At 67.9% G+C, this 20,144-nt stretch carries 20 protein-coding genes; 14 read left to right on the forward strand and 6 right to left on the reverse strand.

Going from position 1 to position 20,144, the window contains the following annotated elements; genetic code table 11:
• Window positions 1-38 precede the first annotated feature (38 nt).
• The 3 genes from LKD76_RS28145 (at window position 39) to LKD76_RS28155 (ending at window position 2,105) form a co-directional block, all read left to right on the forward strand.
• The gene (locus tag LKD76_RS28145) at window positions 39-650 is read left to right on the forward strand and encodes a TetR/AcrR family transcriptional regulator (RefSeq protein ID WP_227984411.1); all 612 of its coding nucleotides are present in this window, start codon (window positions 39-41) and stop codon (window positions 648-650) included.
• A 266-nt stretch (window positions 651-916) separates the two neighbouring features.
• Entirely contained in the window at window positions 917-1,576 is a 660-nt protein-coding gene (locus LKD76_RS28150; protein ID WP_227984412.1) for a TetR/AcrR family transcriptional regulator, read from the forward strand.
• A 109-nt stretch (window positions 1,577-1,685) separates the two neighbouring features.
• Window positions 1,686-2,105, forward strand: a complete 420-nt coding sequence (locus tag LKD76_RS28155) for a nitroreductase family deazaflavin-dependent oxidoreductase (RefSeq protein ID WP_227984413.1) — start codon at window positions 1,686-1,688, stop codon at window positions 2,103-2,105.
• Between the two features lie 146 nt (window positions 2,106-2,251).
• Here LKD76_RS28155 and LKD76_RS28160 read toward each other — a convergent pair whose 3' ends face one another.
• Complete coding sequence (locus LKD76_RS28160) at window positions 2,252-2,710, reverse strand: GbsR/MarR family transcriptional regulator (protein ID WP_227984414.1); 459 nt, start codon at window positions 2,708-2,710, stop codon at window positions 2,252-2,254.
• A gap of 73 nt (window positions 2,711-2,783) precedes the next feature.
• Between LKD76_RS28160 and LKD76_RS28165 the strand changes: the two genes are divergently transcribed.
• The 4 genes from LKD76_RS28165 to LKD76_RS28180 all read left to right on the forward strand — a co-directional run bounded on the left by LKD76_RS28165 (window position 2,784) and on the right by LKD76_RS28180 (window position 7,653).
• The gene (locus LKD76_RS28165; protein WP_227984415.1) at window positions 2,784-3,701 is read left to right on the forward strand and encodes an ABC transporter ATP-binding protein; all 918 of its coding nucleotides are present in this window, start codon (window positions 2,784-2,786) and stop codon (window positions 3,699-3,701) included.
• 103 nt (window positions 3,702-3,804) lie between these two features.
• Window positions 3,805-4,638 carry an ABC transporter permease subunit gene (locus LKD76_RS28170; RefSeq protein ID WP_227984416.1) on the forward strand — a complete coding sequence of 278 codons (834 nt, stop codon included), beginning with the start codon at window positions 3,805-3,807 and terminating at the stop codon, window positions 4,636-4,638.
• Between the two features lie 178 nt (window positions 4,639-4,816).
• The gene (locus tag LKD76_RS28175) at window positions 4,817-5,797 is read left to right on the forward strand and encodes a sodium:calcium antiporter (RefSeq protein ID WP_227984417.1); all 981 of its coding nucleotides are present in this window, start codon (window positions 4,817-4,819) and stop codon (window positions 5,795-5,797) included.
• Window positions 5,798-6,459: 662 nt separating this feature from the next.
• Window positions 6,460-7,653, forward strand: coding sequence for an FAD-dependent monooxygenase (locus LKD76_RS28180; RefSeq protein ID WP_227984418.1), 1,194 nt, complete (start codon window positions 6,460-6,462; stop codon window positions 7,651-7,653).
• Between the two features lie 41 nt (window positions 7,654-7,694).
• On the opposite strand, the gene LKD76_RS28185 is transcribed toward LKD76_RS28180, so the two are convergent.
• Complete coding sequence (locus tag LKD76_RS28185; RefSeq protein ID WP_227984419.1) at window positions 7,695-8,036, reverse strand: hypothetical protein; 342 nt, start codon at window positions 8,034-8,036, stop codon at window positions 7,695-7,697.
• A 363-nt stretch (window positions 8,037-8,399) separates the two neighbouring features.
• Here LKD76_RS28185 and LKD76_RS28190 point away from each other — a divergent pair, with 363 nt between their 5' ends.
• Entirely contained in the window at window positions 8,400-9,191 is a 792-nt protein-coding gene (locus tag LKD76_RS28190; protein WP_227984420.1) for an SAM-dependent methyltransferase, read from the forward strand.
• 4 nt (window positions 9,192-9,195) lie between these two features.
• On the opposite strand, the gene LKD76_RS28195 is transcribed toward LKD76_RS28190, so the two are convergent.
• A complete protein-coding gene (locus LKD76_RS28195) occupies window positions 9,196-10,227 on the reverse strand; it encodes a hypothetical protein (protein ID WP_227984421.1) in 1,032 nt (343 codons plus the stop codon).
• A 193-nt stretch (window positions 10,228-10,420) separates the two neighbouring features.
• On the opposite strand from LKD76_RS28195, the gene LKD76_RS28200 reads away from it, so the two are divergent.
• The gene (locus tag LKD76_RS28200) at window positions 10,421-11,443 is read left to right on the forward strand and encodes an alpha/beta fold hydrolase (RefSeq protein WP_227984422.1); all 1,023 of its coding nucleotides are present in this window, start codon (window positions 10,421-10,423) and stop codon (window positions 11,441-11,443) included.
• A gap of 38 nt (window positions 11,444-11,481) precedes the next feature.
• Here the strand turns inward: LKD76_RS28200 and LKD76_RS28205 are convergent, their stop codons facing one another.
• Window positions 11,482-14,637: an ATP-binding protein gene (locus LKD76_RS28205; protein ID WP_479687482.1), complete on the reverse strand. Its 3,156-nt coding sequence runs from the start codon at window positions 14,635-14,637 to the stop codon at window positions 11,482-11,484.
• A 207-nt stretch (window positions 14,638-14,844) separates the two neighbouring features.
• Here LKD76_RS28205 and LKD76_RS28210 point away from each other — a divergent pair, with 207 nt between their 5' ends.
• The 4 genes from LKD76_RS28210 (at window position 14,845) to LKD76_RS28225 (ending at window position 17,734) form a co-directional block, all read left to right on the forward strand.
• On the forward strand, window positions 14,845-15,489 hold the full coding sequence (locus LKD76_RS28210; RefSeq protein WP_227984424.1) for a DUF4097 family beta strand repeat-containing protein: 645 nt from the start codon (window positions 14,845-14,847) through the stop codon (window positions 15,487-15,489).
• Between the two features lie 5 nt (window positions 15,490-15,494).
• Window positions 15,495-15,686 carry a ferredoxin gene (locus tag LKD76_RS28215; protein ID WP_227984425.1) on the forward strand — a complete coding sequence of 64 codons (192 nt, stop codon included), beginning with the start codon at window positions 15,495-15,497 and terminating at the stop codon, window positions 15,684-15,686.
• A 25-nt stretch (window positions 15,687-15,711) separates the two neighbouring features.
• Entirely contained in the window at window positions 15,712-16,938 is a 1,227-nt protein-coding gene (locus LKD76_RS28220) for a cytochrome P450 (RefSeq protein ID WP_227984426.1), read from the forward strand.
• A 220-nt stretch (window positions 16,939-17,158) separates the two neighbouring features.
• Window positions 17,159-17,734 (forward strand): dihydrofolate reductase family protein, encoded by a 576-nt coding sequence (locus tag LKD76_RS28225; protein ID WP_227984427.1) that lies wholly within the window; start codon window positions 17,159-17,161, stop codon window positions 17,732-17,734.
• Here LKD76_RS28225 and LKD76_RS28230 read toward each other — a convergent pair.
• Window positions 17,689-18,420, reverse strand: a complete 732-nt coding sequence (locus LKD76_RS28230; RefSeq protein ID WP_227984428.1) for a helix-turn-helix domain-containing protein — start codon at window positions 18,418-18,420, stop codon at window positions 17,689-17,691. The genes LKD76_RS28225 and LKD76_RS28230 overlap by 46 nt on opposite strands.
• Before the next feature lie 244 nt (window positions 18,421-18,664).
• Here LKD76_RS28230 and sigJ point away from each other — a divergent pair, with 244 nt between their 5' ends.
• Complete coding sequence (sigJ, locus tag LKD76_RS28235) at window positions 18,665-19,552, forward strand: RNA polymerase sigma factor SigJ (protein WP_227984429.1); 888 nt, start codon at window positions 18,665-18,667, stop codon at window positions 19,550-19,552.
• On the opposite strand, the gene LKD76_RS28240 is transcribed toward sigJ, so the two are convergent.
• A complete protein-coding gene (locus tag LKD76_RS28240; protein ID WP_227984430.1) occupies window positions 19,529-20,143 on the reverse strand; it encodes a TetR/AcrR family transcriptional regulator in 615 nt (204 codons plus the stop codon). The genes sigJ and LKD76_RS28240 overlap by 24 nt on opposite strands.
• Window position 20,144: the final 1 nt, after the last annotated feature.

Consider the following 20,144-nt stretch of genomic DNA (forward strand, 5'->3'; position numbering starts at 1 on the left):
CACTTGTATCAAAATTTCGAGCGGGAAGGAATGCCGAGGTGCCCAGGACTGCCGACCACACCACACGTCGCGCGCAGATCGCGGAGGCACTGGTCCGGGTAGCGACCCGGGACGGCCTGCATGCGGTGTCGATGCGGTCGGTCGCCGCCGAGGCCGGGATATCACTGCGCTTGGTGCAGTACTACTTCCAGACCAAGACCGGCCTGCTGATCGGCGCGCTGGAGCATCTGGAACAGCAGTCCCGGCAGCGGTGGGCCGACCGGCTCAGCGGGCTGGCGGATCCCCCGCCCACGCGGGCATTCATGGAGGCGTTCGTGGCCGAAGCACTGCCGACCGACGAGCCCAGCCGCGCGTTTCACCTGGTCGGCACCTCGTACGCGATGCTCGCCCGCACCGACCCCGACCTCGCCGCACACCCGTTCGCGGCCGGGATCGACCGCCTCGAAGATCAGCTCGCCCACGCGCTTACCCGCGCCCGCGACAACGGCGACCTCGCACCTGGTCTCGATCCACTCTTCGAGGCGACCCGGCTGGTCATGATGGTCAATGGCCTGGGCACCGCCGTGCTGGCCGGGCATCGCGACCCCGACTACGCCCTCGCTGTGCTCCACGACCACCTCGACCGCATCTTTCCCATCACGATGTCCTGACTCGGCACGAGATCTACGACCACCCGCTATGCAGCCAAAACCTGTGGCGCAAAGCAAGATTCGACTGCTGCTCGTCTCGCCGGACTCAGCGGCGCATCGCCGCCGGCCACCGATATATACGCTCCACGCGCCGGCACCCGCCATCGCCGTCCTGGACATCGCCCGGTTCGGGCAAAGGCCTCGGCGACACGCTTTACCTCTCCCCCGCCTGCTCGGTCCGCCCCGTTGGCGTGACAAGAGATGAACGCATGTTTACTATAGTAAACATGCGTTCACCCGATGAAGATCGTACGGCGCGAGCGAGGATTCGCGACGAAGCACTGCGCCTGTTCGCCGACCGCGGGCCGGATGTGGTGACGGTCCGCGATATCGCCGGCGCGGCCTCGGTATCGCCCGCTCTGGTGATGCGTCACTACCAGTCCAAGGATGGGTTGCGCGCTGTCGTGGACGAGTATGTCGTCACGGTGTTCGAATCCCTGCTGGACCAGGTCACCGATCCGGGCGCCGATGGCGCGTTCGATACCGGACGGGCAGGGAGTCTGGCGGAGCTGGTGATCGAACAGCTTCCGGCCGACTCGCCGGTTCCTGCGTACCTCGGGCGCATGCTGTTGTCGGGAAGCGCGGCCGGGACAGCGCTTTTCGCTCGCCTGTACGCGATCAGCCGCGAGGCACTCGACGGTATGGCCGCGGCAGGCTGGGCCGAACGCGGACCGGATCCCGCGGTTCGAGCCGCCTTTCTGCTCGTCAATGATCTCGCCGTGCTGATGTTGCGGCCACGACTCAACGAGGTGCTCGGATTCGAACTATTGTCGACGCACGGCATGCAGCGGTGGGGCATCGAGGTGTTGTCGATCTACCGGCGCGGTCTGGCGACCGGCGCGACCGATCCGGACGATACAGCCGGACGTACGAAATCCTCAGCGTGATAACTTCTTTCGTGAAAGGTCAGTCATGTCGAAAATGTCGACAGTGCCCGCCGCAATCGGCGACGTCCTCGTTACCGGGGCTACGAAAGCCCTCCACAATCGGCGGCTCATGCGCACGCCCATTCATCTGTATCGGGCGCGACTCGGATTCCTGTTCGGATCACGCATGCTGATGCTCGAACACATCGGCCGCAAGTCCGGCACTCGCCGATACGTTGTCCTGGAGGTGATCGACCGTCCCGAGCCGGACACTTACGTGGTGGTCTCCGGCTTCGGAACCCGGGCACAGTGGTTTCGAAATTTGCAGTCCCACCCGTCGGGGCGGGTATGGACCGGGCTGCGCGCGGCGGTACCGGCTGCCGCACGGGTGCTGAGTTCAGAAGAGGCCGCGGGGTCGCTGCGGACCTACATCACGCGTCACCACCGTGCTTGGAACGCGTTGAAGCCCGCGCTCGAGAACACCTTCGGCGCCGAGATCGACGAAACGGCTCCCAGCATACCGATGGTCGAACTGCGGCTGCACCGCTGAGCCCGCCGATCGTCGTCGGACGGGGGCGGTCGCGTGGCCTGTTCTGCGCGGTACGCACGGTGTGCGCCACGGCCAACGGGCTGGGCCCGCGAACCGACCTGACGCCGGCCCTCGACTCGGTGACGTCGGACCGCCCCGGAAATTCCCTATCCCTGTTGTTCGCGCCAACGTTCGATGAGTGCCGGCATCTCATGTGCCATGTAGGCGTAGAAGCCCTGCATCTCACCAAGCCTGACAGCGGTCGGGGTGTTGTCGGCGACCGCGTCGAGACCGTCCTGAGCGGCGTCCTGCATAACTTTCAACATGACATTCTGTTGCGAGAACAAGTTCGCCCACACGCCATTGGGAAAGCGATAGTGCTCCCGACGGCTGCCCGGCGCCGGCACCCGCTCTACCATCCCCGACTGCGTCAACTGTTTGATCGCGGCCGATACCGCACCGGAACTGATCGACAGTTGCTCACACAGATCGGCCGCTGTCATCGTGTCCTGCTCGGTATACAGCAGCGCGGTCATCACCCGCGCCGTCGTCTTCTGCATCCCGCCCTGCGCCAGAGTCAAGGCCAGCCGCTCGGCCGCATCACGAAGTCGCTGCTCGGTAGTCACAACACCACCATACAGAAGGATCCGATAGTTCTGAATATTCACAAATCTCTGAATATTCGCTACTCTGTGAGTCATGAGTAATGCCATCGAGATCCGAGACCTCAGCAAGACCTACGGCGCACGCCGGGGCCTGACGGGACTGACCCTCGACGTCCACGCCGGCGAGGTGTTCGGATATCTGGGCCCCAACGGCGCCGGCAAATCCACCACCATCCGGCTTTTGCTGGACCTGATCCGTCCCACCTCCGGCACCGCCACCGTCCTCGGGCTCGACCCGCGGCGCGACGGTGTCGAGATCCGACGCCGGATCGGTTACCTCGCAGGCGATTTTGTCGTCGACGGCCGCCAGCGAGTACGCGACTGCCTGCGGTTCCTGGCGGATCTGCGCGGCGGTATCCCCCGGCGCCGCATCGACGACCTCGCTACCCGTCTCGGGCTGGACCAGACCGCCACGATCAACAGCCTGTCCAAGGGCAACCGCCAGAAGGTCGGGCTCGTGCAGGCATTCATGCACACCCCCGAGCTGCTGATCCTCGACGAACCCACTTCCGGACTCGACCCCCTCGTCCAGCAAACCTTCCTGAAACTGGTCACCGAAGCCGCCGCCAACGGACAGACCGTCTTCATGTCCAGCCACATCATGGAAGAGGTCGAAGCCGTCGCCGACCGCATCGGCATCCTGCGCGACGGACACCTCGTCGCCCTCGACGCCGTCGCCGACCTGCGAACCGCGGCCATCGGCCGCATCGAAATCGACTTCGCCGCACCGGTATCCATCGAAGAATTCCGCAACCTCCCCGGCCTGATCGACCCGGCACTCGACGACACCGGCACCACCCTGCGCGGCGGACTGACCGGAACCCCCGACGCGATCGTCAAAGCCGCCGCCCGCCACACGGTCACCGCGCTGCACACGACCGAACCCCACCTCGACGAGATCTTCCACAGCCACTACGCCGGCGCCGAAGCGGCACCCCAGCCCACCGCCTGATGAGCCGGGCCGAAGGAGGCAGCTTGCGTAACCACGCGGGCCTCATCAGGCGTAGACACCCCGCTCGATACCACTCCCCCTCTCCCATAAGGACACATCGGACATGACCACGGTCACCACCACCGCCATGATCGAACCCGCGATGGCAACCGCGCGCACCGTCGTATTCACCAAGACCCTGCGGAGCAACCGCCGCAGCCTGCTCGGCTGGACTGCGGGAATCACCGCCGCGGCCGCCATGTACTCCGCCTTCTACCCGCAGATGGCCAAAAATGGCGCTGCCCAAACCGAAAACCTGCCCGATAGCCTGCGCGACGCACTGAACATGAACGACGTCGCCTCCGCGCCCGGCTACCTCGGATCCACCGTCTTCGGGCTGATCGTGCCGCTGCTGGCGATGTTCTTCGGGGCCGCGCTCGGCGCCCGCGTCACCGCGGCCGACGAAGAGTGCGGCACGCTCGATCTGCTACTGGCCCACCCCGTCACCCGTACCTCACTGATCGTGCAGCGCATCGCCGCCCTCGTGGCCGCCGCCACCGGCGTCGGCCTCGTCCTGTGGCTGGCGATGCTCGCTCTTCGCGGCCCCGCCGACCTGACCACGATCAGCCCAGCACAGTTTGCCGCGCAGTGTGTGCATGTGGTGCTGCTGATCGTCACCTTCGGCGCCTTGGCCGCCGGCATCGGCGCCGCGTCAGGACGCCGGGGGGTAGTCTTCGCGGTCACCGCCGTGGTCGGTGTCGCCGCCTATGCCGCGCACACATTCGCCGCCCAGATCGGCGACGGCTGGGCCGCCTACCTGTCGCCGTTTCACTACTACATCGAAGGCCAACCTCTGCGCAACGGCTTCGGATGGACCGGAATCGGCGTCCTCGCCGCGACCTCGATCGTGCTGGTCTCCGCTGGCGCCTACCGATTCAACTCCCGCGACCTCGCCTGACCAGAGCCCGACCGGCCCGCCGCCTCCGGGTGGCGGGTCGATTCGCGGGCAACGGGACCGAACGACCGGGCGACGGTGGCACCGACGCGTGCTCAACGCCGGGCCCGCAACACCTTCAGCGCAGGGATCGTTACCATGAATTCCCGCAGCGGGCGGCCACGAATGAGCCCGCGGAGGGTTGGAGGGTCGTCTGCTCGTTCAGGTTCTCGGTGGAGCGGCCGGTTTGATCATCCTCCCACTCGCAGCGGATCACCTCGTCCTCGGCGCCGCGCGACTGGCACGGCTGATGCGATTGCCACCGGCCATCGTCGGCGTCGTCGTCATCGGGTTGGGCACCTCCGCACCGGAATTCGTCGTCTCCGGGACCGCGGCGGCGAGCGGCAACGCCGGCATCGCCGCTGGTAACCTTGTCGGCTCCAACATCCTCAACATCACCCTGGTGCTCGGCGTCGCCGCACTATTCGGCACCATCACCGCCACATCTACCGTCGTCAACCGCGAAGTCACCGTTTCCACCGTCTGCGTTGGCGTCTTCGCCACCACGATCACCATCGGATTGAACCTGTGGACCGGCCTGATGCTGTGTCTGCTCGGCGCGGGTGCGATCGCTCTGCTCATGTACTGGGCCCGCACAGACCGCACCGATACCGCGCTCGCCGAACAAACCACCGAGTTCACCGCCGCCGAAACCACGGCCCCGGCCGCGCCGGTTCGCGCCGCACGTGAAATCATCCGAACAGCAGCCGGATTGGCGGCAGTACTGATAGGCGCACAACTACTCGTAACCAGCGCGGCAGCCATCGCCACCCGCTTCGGTGTCCCCCAGCTGATCATCGGCGCCACCCTCGTCGCCTTCGGTACTTCCATCCCCGAACTCGTCGCCGCCATCCAAGCCCGCCGCCGCGGAGAAACCGACCTGCTCATCGGAAATATCTTCGGCAGCAACCTATTCAACAGCCTCATCGGCGGCGGCATCGTCGGCTTGTTCACCGGCCCCGCGCACACCGTCCCGATCCGCCCCGCCCTCGCGCTCACCATGCTCGCCACCGCGGCCCTGGCCTGGCTCCTACTGCGACGCGACCTGCGGCTCACCACCATCGAAGCGGCACTGCTGCTCGCCGCCTACACCGCGACCCTGCCCCTCGTCCTCACCACATAGGTCGCTCTGCATTCCCGTGAACTGCCGAAGCCCCTGGGTAGTGGATCGTGTTCCGGCGAAACTATTTCACGCGTCCGGAGCTCCCGTGCGCGTACACGGCCCAACTCAACCGGTTGACCAGTCGGACTCACGCTCAGCCGCGGCGTCGGCACAGTTGCGTTTGCGGATCAGTAGAGCGACCGCAACGAATGTCGCGACCACTGCAACCGCAATCAGCTCGGACATCGAGTCAATGTATCGCAGCCCAGCACACCCCGGACGCCGTTTCGCTCCACGAAATACCGGAGAGCCTGCACCACGGCGCAAACGAACCAGTCGGAGCCGAACCCTGGCGACCGGCATCATGGGTGAACCGCCGCGCCGGCAGCAGACGTCGAAATCACCGTCGTCGACGGAATCACTAGCTCATAACTGGGATTCGGCTTCGACAACCAGCTCACCGCTCGAACACCCAGGGTCACCCTGACGCGGACATCGCGATCGGCCGGCATTCGGATATCGGGTCGCACGGCGGCCGACAGCGCGACCGACTTCGGCATTGTCGCCGCGCCGCGGCGCGGGGTCGCGGAGACAACGGTTGACAGTGAACTGCGTCTGCCATACGCTAATTTGTGTACGGCGGACGCAGATAGCAAGCGCTCTCAGGGACAAAGGAATTCATCATGGCCAACAACAGTGTTCTCATCTCCGGCGCGAGCATTGCCGGGCCGGCCCTGGCCTACTGGCTCAACCGCTACGGGTTCCAGGTCACCGTGGTCGAAAAGGCGCCGGAACTGCGGCCGGGCGGGCAGGCGGTCGACTTCACCGGCGAAACCCACCACCTCGTACTCGAGCGGATGGGAATCCTCGAGGATGTGTACGCCCATCAGACCGGCAAGACCGATACCGTCCTCGTCGATGACAACGGCGAGCAGGTCGGGTTCATCTCGGGCGATTTCACCGGTGGTGATGTGGAAATCCAGCGGGGCGACCTGGCCCGCATCATGTACGAGAAGACCTGGCAGGACTGCGAATACATCTTCGGCGACTCGATCACCGCCCTCACCGAAACCGATGACGGGATGTGGGTGGAATTCGAGCGCAGCGCGCCGCGGGAGTTCGATCTGGTCGTCGGCGCCGACGGCATCCACTCCCGGGTCCGGCGCCTGGTCTTCGGGCCCGAGCAGGACTTCGTCCAGCATCAGGGCCACTACTACTGCGTCGCCGGCGCCAGCCCCTGGTCCGACACCCCGGCCGGTCAGCGGGAGCGGATCACCTCCTACGGCCACAACACGCCCGGCCGCTACGCGGTCACCGGCGGCTCGAAAGCGCAGCAGATGTATCTGTTCGCCGCACCACAGATCGATGACGCCCGTGCCGACGTCGCCGCGCAACGGCGGCTGGTCAAGGAGACCTTCGCCGGAATGGGCTGGCAGGTGCCCGGCATGCTCGCCGAGATGGACGATTTCGACGACTTCTATCTCGACGCCATCGCCAAGGTGCGCAAGATGAAGAGCTTCACCCGCGGCCGGGTGGCCCTGGTCGGCGACGCCGGCTACGGAAACACCCTGGCGGGCTTCGGCACCGGCTTGGCGATGGTCGGCGCCTACGTCCTGGCCGGTGAGCTCGCCGTCGCGGCAGGCGATCACACCATCGCCTTCGCTCGCTACGACGACATCATGAACAAGGCCGCCAAGCTCTCCGACGACGCCAACGCCGGCCGCTTCCTGTGCCCGAAAACCGGCTGGGGCTTGAGGTTCCGCAACTGGTTCCTCGGCTCCAAGGGCATGGACATGATGGTGAAAATGGCCGAAGGCTCCAAAAACCTCGAGCTGGCGGACTACCCGACCCTCATCGGCGCCGGTCCGGCCCGTTGACACCGCATGTCATCGCGCCGGCAGCGGCCCCCGTAACCGACTCAGTCGGGAACCAGGGCGTACACCCGCACCAGGAATCCGCCGTCCGCCGCGCCGGACGGGTTGGCGATATAGAAGCCCCGGCGCGACAGCGACTCCCGCTCGCGCGGAACGCGGGTCCGCGAGCCGGATGCGACATTGGACAGCACCCGCTGGTCGTAGTTGGCTCTGACATCCGACATCACGCTGAACTTGATCGCACCGGTATCGGGCTCGGTTCGCCAGAGAAGTTCCTGCACCCCCTCGGGGACGCCGGACAGCGAGAAGTTCTCGCTCGATCGATCCTGCCGCCCCGACCGGGCGTGGGCATCCGACTGGATCTCGGCGACCAGAATCTCAGCCATCCCTGTGCTCCTTCATGCGTCGAGGGGCGTGCCCGCATGACCTTACCAACAGATGCCCGGCCCGCGCGGATCTCGAACACGACACGATGTTCGCGCCGGAATCAGGAAAAGTATTGCCTGACAATATCTTTCAGATCGCCGGAGCGCGGTGGCGTGATATCGGCGGCGAGAAGGACGCACCCGGGCGATATCGTCCGCGATTCGGGGCGCCCCGCCGACGAGCTGAAGTCTTGCGGGTCAACGGAATTGCCGCGGTGGCCGAGCAACCACAGGGCAGACTCGCCACCCGCTCCGGGCATCGCTGTTCACCGCCCGGAGAGTGGGTCATGGCTGCTACCCTGGCAAAACTGTCGAGGAGGTGTAGTGGCAGACGAGAGGCCGGCACCGAACGGTGTGGATCCGACCAAGCCCAACGCAGCGCGGATCTACAACTATCTGTTGGGCGGTAAGGACAACTACGAGGCCGATCGGCTCGTAGCGCAGCGAATGCTGTCCATCGCGCCCGACAACCGTACCGTCGCCTGGTTCAGTCGCGAATTCCTCACCGGTTCGGCGAAACTGGCCGCCGAGGCGGGCATTCGGCAGTTCGTCGACATCGGTTCCGGGATTCCGACCTCACCCAGCGTGTACGAGGCGATCACCGCGGTCGATCCCGATGTGCGATTGGCGTGCATCGACTACGACCCGGTCGTGTTCGCGCACACCAACGCGATGTACAACGGCGTCCCCGGTGTCACCACCATGCTGGGTGATTTCCGTGATCCCGACGACCTCATCGAGCGGCTGCCCACCGAGGCGGGCATAGATCTGTCCGAGCCGATCGCGATCCTGCTCGTCGGGGTGCTGCACTTCGTCCTGGAGGACGAGCGGCCGGCCGAGGTCATGGCCCGATTCCACGATGTGATGGCGCCGGGCAGCTACGTGGCCTTCACCCACGGCGCCACCGAGAGCGACGAGACGTGGGTGACCCAGACCGTCACCGACACCGTCGGCAGCACCGCTCAATTCGTCTTCCGGTCCCGCGCCGACGTGGCGACGATCTTCAAGGGTTTCGACATGATCGAGCCCGGCGTGGCGCCTATCCAGCATTGGCTCGGCGACGACCTCCCCGAAACCCGGATGGTGGTGATCGGCGGCATCTGCCGCAAGCCGTAGCCGGTCAGCTCGCCGCGGCGAGCGCGCATGCTCGCGCGATGAGCGTCTCGGCCGTATCGCGCGAGTAGCGGCCGAGGCCGCATGCGCTGGCGACAGCGTCGACCGGGCGGCCGAGCGCCCCCTCGATCAGTCGCAAGGTCTGCAGGAGCTGGGCCTCGGTGGGCTGCTCGTGCACGAAGCCCGCGCAGAAGGCGGTCCGCTCGCCCAGGTTCAGATCCGCCAGGGGCGCATAGAATTCGGGCCGGTCCGACGGCGGAATGTCGCCCGCCGACAGCGGTCCGTGGATGTACTCCAGGGCTCGCCCCCGTGGCCAGTGCCGGACCACGGCATTGGCCAGGTCCACCAGCGGACGCACATCGCGCAGCACGGCCCGGGCCTTGTTCCGCCGGCCCCCCAGGCACAGATGCACGCCGAATCGGGTGCCCTCCGGCGCTCGCGCCGCGAGAGCGCCGATCCCCCTGCTCAAACCCAGCGCGGCGTCCACCGCACGATGCAGGGGCTGGGTTTTGGCCATGAGCACCAGTTCGGCCGGGGCCTCCAGTTGCACAACGACATCGTCCCCGGCCATCTCGCGGACCGCCGTCATCTCCGCGGCGGTGGCATCGGCGAACGTCCGCCGCCGCGATGTCACCGCGGGCAGGCCCAGGGCGATGAACCCCAGGGTGAAATCGGTCGGCATCCCGATCTGCAAGGCGGGCGGCGAGGACGCGCGGAGCTCGCCGATGATCGGCAGCGCCTCCCGCGCCTCACGGGCGTAGCCGAGACTCATGGCGCCGGGACTCGTTGCCCCCGCGTCCGATTCGAATCCGGGGCGAATCCGATGGATGGTCCGCTCGGTCCCCGTCCGGCGGACCTCCAGCACGCCCTGGGCGACCAGATCGTCGATGATGGGCTGAATGTAGGTCTGGTGGCGTCGCGTCTCACCGGTCGGCAGCGTGCGCAACAGCGGACCCGCGCCGCGCAGCATCGTGCGCATCGCATCGTAGGTACCGTCGGCCGGAAAACTACCAACGAAATGTACTGCTCGCTCGGCCATATCGGCATCGTAGTAATGAATACTCCTTTCCCCCTGCCGAACCGGTGCCGCGTGTGTTTCCGGCGTGCTACCCCGGCATTTCGCGGCCGTCGATGCCGGGTGGATATCGGTGAACTCGTTGCGTGTCGAGGCGCCGAGGGATAACGTGCGCCATTACAGATCTCAGGGCATCTCATCACAGGAAGCGATTCACATGCGGGTCCCGATGTGGACGCGGGCCATATTCGCCGCGATCATGCTGTGCTGCTTCGCATCCGGAGTGGCCACCGCGGACAACGAGTCGGCGCCGGCGTCCTGCCGATCCTTTCCGTTCGCGGTACCGCAGGGCCGATTGGCCGCCACTCTGTGCACGCCCGCGGGCGGGGCACGGACCGTCATGGTGCTGATGTCGGGATCCAATTTCAACGGCACCTATTGGGATTTCCCGTACGAACCGCAGACCTACAATTTCCGGCAGGCGATGAATGCGGCCGGATACGCGACACTCGTGGTGGATCGGCTCGGCAACGGCGCGAGCACACATCCCCAGAGCGCGACACTGACCGCCGGCGCCACCGCGCAGAACCTGCACGACATCGTCGTGGCGGCGCGGCAGGGAATCGGTGGTGCGGCGCCGTTCGGCAAGGTCGTCACCGTGGGCCATTCCCTGACCTCCGGCACCTCCATCATGGAGGCGACCCAGTACCACGATGTCGACGGCATTCTGCTGACCGGATATTCGCATGCGGTCAACGTGCCCGAGACCCTGAGTGTGATCGCGACCTACCACTCCGCCGCCGACGATCCCGAATTCGCCGGACGCGGACTGGATCCGGGGTATCTGGCCAGCCGGCCCGGCACCCGCGTGCACGATTTCTTCGATCCGGCCGATGTCGATCCCGCGGTGCTCGCGGTCGACGAGAAGAACAAAGAGGTCTTCTCGCTGACCGAGTATCCGGACGGGATGCTGTCCACCCTGCCCGGTATGTCGAACTTCATCACCGCGCCGGTCATGATCGCCGTGGGCAGCCGCGATCGGATGCTCTGCGGCGTCGACTACGCCACCTGCGCGAGTTCGGCCACCCTGCGGTCCTTCGAGGCTCCGTTCTTCGCACCGGCGGCGAAGCTGCGCACCTTCGTCCTGCCGGGCAGCGGTCACGCGGTGAACTTGGCACGCAATACCGCCGACTACCAAGCGGCCGTTGTCGACTGGGCGAATTCCACCGTCGGGAAGTAGCCCGCCGACGATCAGCCGGGCAGGGCCGCAGCCGGCCGCTAGCCGGTGGGCGGGGTGAGCACGGCCGAGGCCAGCTCACTCCAATTCGCCCGGGCGCCTTCGGTTACCGCCTGCTCGAACAGTCGCGAGCCGAGCCGATCGCGCGCCGACCGCTCGATTCGGGACACATCGGGCTGAGCGTGGTCGTGCAGGCCGCGCACCTCGGTACCGGCCGCGAGCAGTCGCACGGCCCGCTCGTCCTGCCCGTCGCGCAGCGCCAGGTCCGCGACACCGACGAGAACCTGCGCGATCAGAGGCGCATGCCCTGCTTCGGATGCCGCCGCACAGGCGGCGGCGTGATGTGCGCGGGCATCGTCGAGGTCGCTGGCGAGGAAGCCGAGCACGCTGCGTAGCACCGCACTGATGGTGGGCTGATCCGCATCGCCGCCGAACATGGTTGTCGCGGCCACGATATGCTCGCGCGCCTGTTCGTCATCACCGTTCCATCGGGCCAGTTCCGCCTTCGCGAGCGCCAGTTCGGCCACAGCGTTCGGCCAGGCCGCCCGGTCCGCGTGCCGCTGCGCCGCCGCCAACGCCGCCGCACTCGCCTCGAAATCACCTACCAGCCAATACAACTGGGCCTGTCGCGAGCGCATCCCGACCAGATCCTCGTTCGCGCCGACCTCGGTCACCGCCGCGATCGCCTCGTCGAAAAGCTCAACCGCGCGGGCGAATTCACCGCGGGAGGCGACCCGGTTCGCCACTTCGGTCAGGGCGAACGAAATACCCCATCGCTCGCCGAGAGCCCGGAACTCGGCCAGCGCCGACTCGAGGTAAGCGTCGGCCTCCTGCCCGTCCCATCCGAGCATGATCCGCATCTTGCCCATCTGCAGGCGGGCCAGTGCCCGCACCCACGGGTCCGCATCGCCGAGCAGCGGTTCGAAAGCGGTGGGCAGGGCGTCGGCGCCCTGCAGCATACGTTCCAGGGCGCCGACGAAACCCAGCAGCGGATAGCCGGAGGGACCGTCGCCGCGAAGCCGGGAAGTCCGGTGGATCCACTCCTCCAACTGGTACTGATCGTTGCGCCCGCTGCTCACGAAATGTATGACGAGGGCGTAGACCCGGGCCCGGATCTCGTCGTCCCCCTCGCCGGGCAGCTCCGCGGCGGCGGTGACCAGCTCCGTCCCCTCGGCCTTGTGCCCGCCGAGCCACCAGTACCAGCCGGCGGCCGCCGCGAGTCGCCTCGCGCCGGGCGCATCACCGGCCGCGAGCGCCGCCCGCATGCCGACGGCGATGTTGTCGTGCTCGACCTCGAGTGTGGCGAGCCACCGCAGCTGATCCGCGCGGCGCAGCCGCGGTTCCGCGGTGTCGGCCAACCCGGTGAAGTACTCCAGATGCGCCCGGCGCACCGCATCCTCTTCCCCGGATTCCACGAGCCGCTCGCGCGCGTAGTGCGCGATCGTATCCAGCATCCGATAGCGCGGCCCGTCGTCCTCGATGATGAGCAGCAGCGATTTATCGGCCAGTGCGGTCAGCAGGTCGAGCACCTCCCACGGCTCGACCGCATCGGACCGCTCGTTCGCGCAAACCTGTTCGGCCGCTTCCAGACTCGCGCCCCCGGAGAACACCGCGAGCCGGCGCAGGACCGTTCGCTCGGCGTCGGTGAGCAACTCCCAGCTCCAGTCGACCACCGCGCGCAGGGTGCGGTGCTGCGGCAGCGCGGTGCGGCTGCCGCCGGTGAGCAGGCGGAAGCGGTCGTCGAGGCGGTGCGCGAGCTGATCGAGGGACATGGTGCGCAGCCGGGCCGCGGCCAGTTCGATCGCCAGCGGAATCCCGTCCAGCGCGCGGCACACCCGGGCCATCGCCGCCAGTGCGGCGGCATCGGAGCCGAGATCCTTGCGCACCGCGCCCGCCCGGTCCCGCAGCAGCCGGACGGCCGGTGCGGCGGCGATCTCCTCGGCAGCCGCGTTCTCGGCCGGTAGCGCCAGCGGCTCGACCTGCCACAACGCCTCACCCGTGATGCCGAGCGGTTCCCGGGTCGTCGCCAGGATCCGCAGCTGCCGGCACTCCCCGAGCACCCGGTGGGCGAAGGTGGCCGCGGATTCGATCACGTGCTCGCAGTTGTCCAGGATCAGCAGCGCTTCGCGTTCGCGGATCGCCGCGATCAGCCGGTCCATCGGTTCCGCGTTCGGCACACCGCCGAGCAGCGCGTCGCGGAGCCCGAGCGCGGCCAGCGCCGATTGCGCGATATCACCGCTCGCACCGACCGATGCCAGCTCCACCAGCCAGGCCCCGTCGGGCAGATCGTCGAGCAGGGTGCGCGCGACTTCCAGGGCCAGCCTGGTCTTGCCCGAACCGCCGGGGCCGGTGACGGTGGTCAGCCGATGGTTGGCGATGAGTTCGCGGACGGCGGCGATATCGGCATGGGTGCCGACGAAGCTGGTCAGCTCGGCTCGCAGATTCGTCTTGCGGTCGTCGTCGCGCGCTCCGGCGTCACCGCGCAGCAGTGCGACGTGCAGTTCGGACAGTTCCGGGGACGGATCGACGCCCAGGGTGTCGGCGAGAGCCTCCCGCGCGCGCTGGTACACGATCAGCGCCTCGGCGCCGCGCCCCGCGGCGGCCAGTGCCCGCATCAAGGCGGCGACGAGCCGCTCCCGCACCGGATGCCGGGCCACCAGTTCGGTCAGTTCGGCCGCCAGCTCCGCACCCCGGCCCAGGCGGATCTCCGCTTCGTATCGGTCTTCGGTGGCGGCGAGCCGCAGGTCCGAGAGCCGGGTGATCACCGCGTCCGCGGCGGCGCTGTCCTGGATGCCGACGTCCTGCATCACCGCCCCGCGCCACAGTTCGAGGGCCTCGCCCAGCAGCTGTGCCCGGTGCGCGTCGTCTCCACCGCGTGCCTGGTCGAGGAGCTGTTCGAAGCGCACCGCGTCGACCGCGCCGGCCTCCACCGTCAGCCGATATCCGCCCGGTTGCGCGTCCAGCGACCCGTCCGGCAACACCCGGCGCAACCGGGAAACCAAGGCCTGCAAGGCATTCGCCGCATCGGCGGGTGGCTGCTCGCCCCAGATCCAGTCGACCAGGGTCGTTTTCGGAACCGCCCGGCCGGGGTCCAGCGCGAGCGCGATCAGCAGCGCCCGCAGCCGGCTACCCGGTATCTCGATGGATCCACCGTCATCTGCTCGGATCTCGAGCGGTCCAAGCATCCCGATCTGCACCCGCACCATTGTGCCGTGGCCGGCCCGCGTACCCGGGGCCAGCGCCCCACCGGTGACGAACCGACGTGTCCGACATCCGGTCCGACCCCCGTGAACAGGCAGAACATCGTGTCAGTGGACGTGTCAGATCGGTGTCAGGCCGCTGTCAGCGGGGCCGCCGAAGGTAGTCACATCAACAGCGCGGCACCAACTCGAAGGAGTTCGATCATGACCACTTTCCAGACCCCCGAGCCCATCACCGTCCTCGTCGACGTGCTCTCCGGTGATGTCACCGTCACCGCCACCGACCGCCTCGACACCGTCGTCGACATCCGGCCCGCCGACGCGGCCAAGAAGGCCGACGTGCGCGCCGCCGAGCAGACCCGGGTCGACTTCGCCGACGGCACCCTCACCGTGACGACTCCGAAGGACTGGCGGACCTACACCCCGTTCGGCGGCAACCCGTCGATCGAGGTGACCATCGAGGTGCCCACCGGCTCCCGGCTGACCGGCACCGCCGGCGTGGGCCACCTGCTGGGCGCCGGCGCACTCGGCGCCTGCGAACTGACGGTCTCGATGGGCGACATCACGGTCGAGCGCCCGCTCGACTCGGTGACCGCGAAGACCGCCAAGGGCGATATCCGCATCGGTGAGGCGACGCGCGGCGATTTCCGGCTGGAAACCTCCATGGGCGAGCTGGAGGTCGGCATCCGTCCTGGCAGTGCGGCGCGGCTGGAGGTCAACGCCCGCAACGGCGCCGTGCAGAACCTGATGCAGCCGGTCGAGCGCGCGCAGGACGACGCCGACATCGTGCGGGTGTATGCGCGCAGCTCCTCCGGCAATGTCGTCATCCGCCACGCCACCGCCGCCTGAACCCCATGAAGCTCACGGTGGACCGGGAGCGCTGTATCGGCGCCGGAATGTGCGCACTGACCGCTCCCGCCGTATTCGACCAGGATCCCGACGACGGCCGGGTGGTGCTGCTGCGCACCCCGGAGCCCGGCCACGAGGCCGTCGTCGGCGAGGCCGTCCAGGTGTGCCCCTCCGGCGCGATCACCCTCGCGCGATAACCACGAGAACGACAAGGAAGATCCGATGACCGAAACGGTTTCCGTCCCGCACGGCCTGCCCATGGACCGCGACGCGGGCCCCTTCGACCCGCCCCGCGAGATCAGCCGGCTGCGTGCGGCGCGTCCGGTCAGTCCCCTGGTGTTCCCCGACGGACATCAGGGCTGGCTGGTCACCGGCTACGAGGCGACCCGACGACTGCTGGCCGATACCCGATTCAGCTCGCGGCTGGACCTCGACGTCGTGCACGTGCCGTACGAGACTCCCGGCATGCCGGCCGCGACCGAACCGTCCTCGCAGATCCCGGGCCTGTTCATCGCGATGGATCCACCCGACCACACCCGGCTGCGCCGCAAGCTCATCGGCGCGTTCACCGTCCGGCGGATGAAATCGCTGGAAGAGCACATCATCGAGATCACCGAGCGGCAGCTCGACGCGATGGCGAAACTGACTCCGCCGGTCGATCTGGTCGCCGAGTTCGCACTGCCGTTGCCCTCGCTGGTGATCTGCGAACTGCTCGGTGTGCCCTACGCCGACCGCGACGAATTCCAGGCCAACTCCGCCACATTCATGCTCAAGGACCAGGAGCTCGAGGAGAAGATGGCCGCCTACGGCGCCATGACCGGCTACCTGGCGGAACTGGTCACGCGCAAACGCGCCGACCCCGGCGAGGACATCCTGTCCGATCTCGCCCGCGACGACGACCTCGGCATCGACGAGCTCACCGGTATCGCCTTCCTGCTGCTGCTCGCCGGTCACGAGACCACGGCCAACATGCTCGGACTGGGCACCTTCGCCCTGCTGGAGCATCCCGAGCAGCTGGCCGCGCTGCGCGAGGATCCGGACCTGGTCCCCGATGCCGTCGAGGAACTGCTGCGCTATCTGTCGGTGGCCGACATCTTCTATCGCTACGCGACCGAGGACATCGAGCTCGGTGGCGAGACGATCGGCAAGGGCTCGACCGTCGTCGTCTCGCTGCTGGCCGCCAACCGCGACCCCGAGCGTTTCGACGATCCCGACACCCTCGATCTGCACCGCACCGCGCGCGGGCTCGTATCGTTCGGCCACGGCGTCCACCAATGCCTCGGCCAGCAGTTGGCGCGCATCGAGATGCGCGCCGGTTTCGCCGGACTGGTCCGCCGCTTTCCGACGCTGCGGCTCGCGGTACCCGCCGACGAGGTGCGGCTGCGCACCGATATGAACATCTACGGCGTCCACGCCCTGCCGGTGACCTGGACCGAAACCGCCGGGTGAACCGGGCGAGAGGGAAAAGCGAGCCGCGGGTGTGGATTCGGCGAATCCGTACTCGCGGCTCGCTGCCGACATCTGCGCACCACCTTCCGCGACTGTCGCCGATAACTGTCAGGCCGCCGAGGACATGTCGGTTTTGTCCAAGACCGGCGCGCCCCGTGCCCTTAGGCTCGCAACACACAGGCGGCCCCGACGGGCCGGATTCATCTCACAGGAGGATGCTTTGACACGGGAACTGGTCTACACGGGCTTCATGTCGCTGGACGGTGTCGTCGATTCACCGGGTGGAACGGTCGAGGGACATCGCAGCGGCGGTTGGGTGCCGGCCACCGAGTTCGTGCCCGAGGCGTTCTCGCTCAAGGGCGAGGAACTCGCCGACACGACGGCACTGATGTTCGGCCGCCGCAGCTACGAGGCGTTCGCTTCGGTCTGGCCCGGTTCGGCGGATCACGCTGCCTACAAGGACCTTCCGAAGTACGTCGTCTCGACCAGCCTCACCGACGAGGCGCTGGTCGACGGGTGGGGCCCGACCACGATCCTGCGATCCACCGACGACATCGCCGCGCTGAAGCGCACCGACGGTGGCGCGATTTTCATCCACGGCAGTGCCGAGCTGGCGCGCCGCCTCGCCGAGGCCGACCTGATCGACCGATACAACCTGCTGGTGTTCCCGGTACTGCTCGGGGCGGGTAAGAGCCTCTTCCCGCGGGAAGATCGGGATAAGCAGACGCTGCGCCTGCGGGAGTCGGCCGCCTACTCCAACGGTGTCACCAAACTCGTGTACGACGTCGTGCGCTGACCCGGGTCGAGCGCGATCGCCCCGCCCAGGCCCGCGCCGAGCTGCCGTGCCGTACGCCCGACGTAGCGGCGCAACGCCCGCGCGAGGTGCGGCTCGTCGTAGTAGCCGAGCTTGCCGACGACATCGCCCGGGCTCTCGCCCGCGGCGAGCAGGGTCGCGGCGGTGCGGGCACGTTCGATCTGCCGCACCGCCCCCCGGGTGAGACCGGTCGCCGCCCGGAAGCGACGCTCGAGGGTGCGATCGGTGACCGCGGGCCGCGCACCCCGCTGCGCTGCGGCGACCACCGGGTCCAGACCCACCGTCCCGTCCCGCACGAGGCGCTCGACGAGGGCCTCGGCATCGTCGGCATGCGGTGTCTCCCAACGGGATCCGTCCAGCCGGAAGCTTCGCGCGGTCACATCGGGCAGGACGATTCCGCTGTCGACCAGCGACTCGGCCGCGACCATCCGCAAAGAGGTGCCGACCGCGAACTGGATCCCGACGAAGCTCGCCCCCTCCGGCACCGGGGCGTTACCGGTGCGAGTCTCCGGACCGGTGACAGCCGCGAAGGGCACGCCGTTCTGTTCCCAGAACACCAGCCCCCAGGTCTCGGTCGCGACCGAGGTCATCGCCGAGACCTGCGCGCTGCGGCACGTCCACACCGAGGAGATCCACGCCGAATCCGACGACCGCGTCTCGAACAACATCCGGACCACCACCTCGCTCCCGCCGCCCACTACGCAAGCAGATGCGCCCGGCCGGTCCGGGACCGGCCCCGGCACACCGGCACGGGCGGCGCCCCCGGACATCGGTGAGATCGTCGTCCGCCCCCGCACAGGCCTGATGCCGCCGGCCCGGATGCGAACTCGGTGCGCGAGTACGGCGATCTCACAGTTCGGCGTGCTATTTCGTCTCCGATGTAGGACCTGTACCGACCAAGGGAGCTCACTGATGACCGATCCGCAATTGCGCGCGCTGGTGAGCGAGCGGCGTTCACTGCTCAACCTCGCCTATCGCCTGCTCGGTTCCCTCGCCGAGGCCGAGGACGTCGTCCAGGAGACGTATGCGCGCTGGTACGCGTTGTCACCGGGGCAGCAGGCTGCCATCGAGACGCCGGGCGCGTGGTTGCGGACGGTGGCCGGTCGCATCTGCCTCGATCTGCTGGGTTCGGCCCGGGCCCGTCGCGAACGCTATGTCGGCGAATGGATTCCCGAACCGGTCCCCGACCGCAGCGAATGGGGTGCGCCCGCGCCCACCGATCCCGCCGACCGGATCACCCTCGACGAGTCGATCAGTATGGCCTTCCTGGTGGTCCTCGATTCGCTGACGCCGGCCGAACGGGTGGCGTTCGTCCTGCACGATGTCTTCCGCTACCCCTTCGGGGAGGTCGCCGAGATCGTCGGCCGCACCCCGGCGGCCTGCCGCCAGCTCGCCTCCTCGGCCCGTCGCCGCATTCGCACCGCCCAGGAACCGTCGCCGGACCAGCGCGCGGAGGTGGTGCGAGATTTCAAGCGCGCCTGGGAGACGAAGGACATCGAAGCGCTGATCGGCCTGCTCGATCCGCGGGCGGTCGCCACGGCCGACAGCGGCGGCCTGGCCCCGGCCTTCCTGCATCCGATCGCCGGTGGGGAGCGGATCGCCCACACCTGGGCCGAGCTGGCCACGCGCGCGCCCCGGGTGACATTGCTCGAACGCACGGTCAACGGGCAGCCCGGCCTGGTGGCGGAGCGCGACGGCGTCGTGGTGTCGGTGTACGCCTTCGCCGTCGACGACGGCCGGATCACTCGCATCTGGGTGATCCGGAATCCGGAGAAGCTACGACTGTGGACCTGCGAATGACGCGCTGGTCAGCTCGGCGGTCACCGCGGCGGCGATCACCCGGCCGATCGTGGCCCGGCGTACCTGCCGGCGGTCGGCGCCGGGAGTCGCGTCGCCGGTGACCAGGCGATCGAGCGTGGGCAGGGTCTGCCAGCTGTAGCACAGCGAGAGCACCGTCGAGAGCACTTCGCGCGCAACGGATTCCGATAGCTCGGGTACCGCGCGCCGGATATCGCCGATCTTGCCGCGCATGCTGTCGTGGCGCGCGGATTCCGCGACCGGGACGGCCGATTCCAGCCCCTCCCAGCACAGCAGCCGCGCCAGCGCCGGTGCGTCGCAGAGGTGATCGAAGAAGCGCATCGCGTAGTCGGCCACCGCCTCCGGCCCCTCCCCTTCGAGCCGCACCGCATCGCCGAGTGCGCCGACTTCCCGGCTGATGACGGTCGCGAACAGCTGATCCTTGGTCCCGAAGTACTTGTAGATGCGCTCCTTGTTGACGCCCGCGGCGGCGGCGATGCGATCGACCCGCGCACCGGCCAGGCCGCGCGCGGAGAACTCCACGGCCGCGGCGTCGAGCAGCAGACGTTGGGTGCGTTCGATATCCCAGGCCATG

The sequence above is a fragment of the Nocardia spumae genome (genome assembly GCF_020733635.1).
Classification (GTDB): domain Bacteria; phylum Actinomycetota; class Actinomycetes; order Mycobacteriales; family Mycobacteriaceae; genus Nocardia; species Nocardia spumae.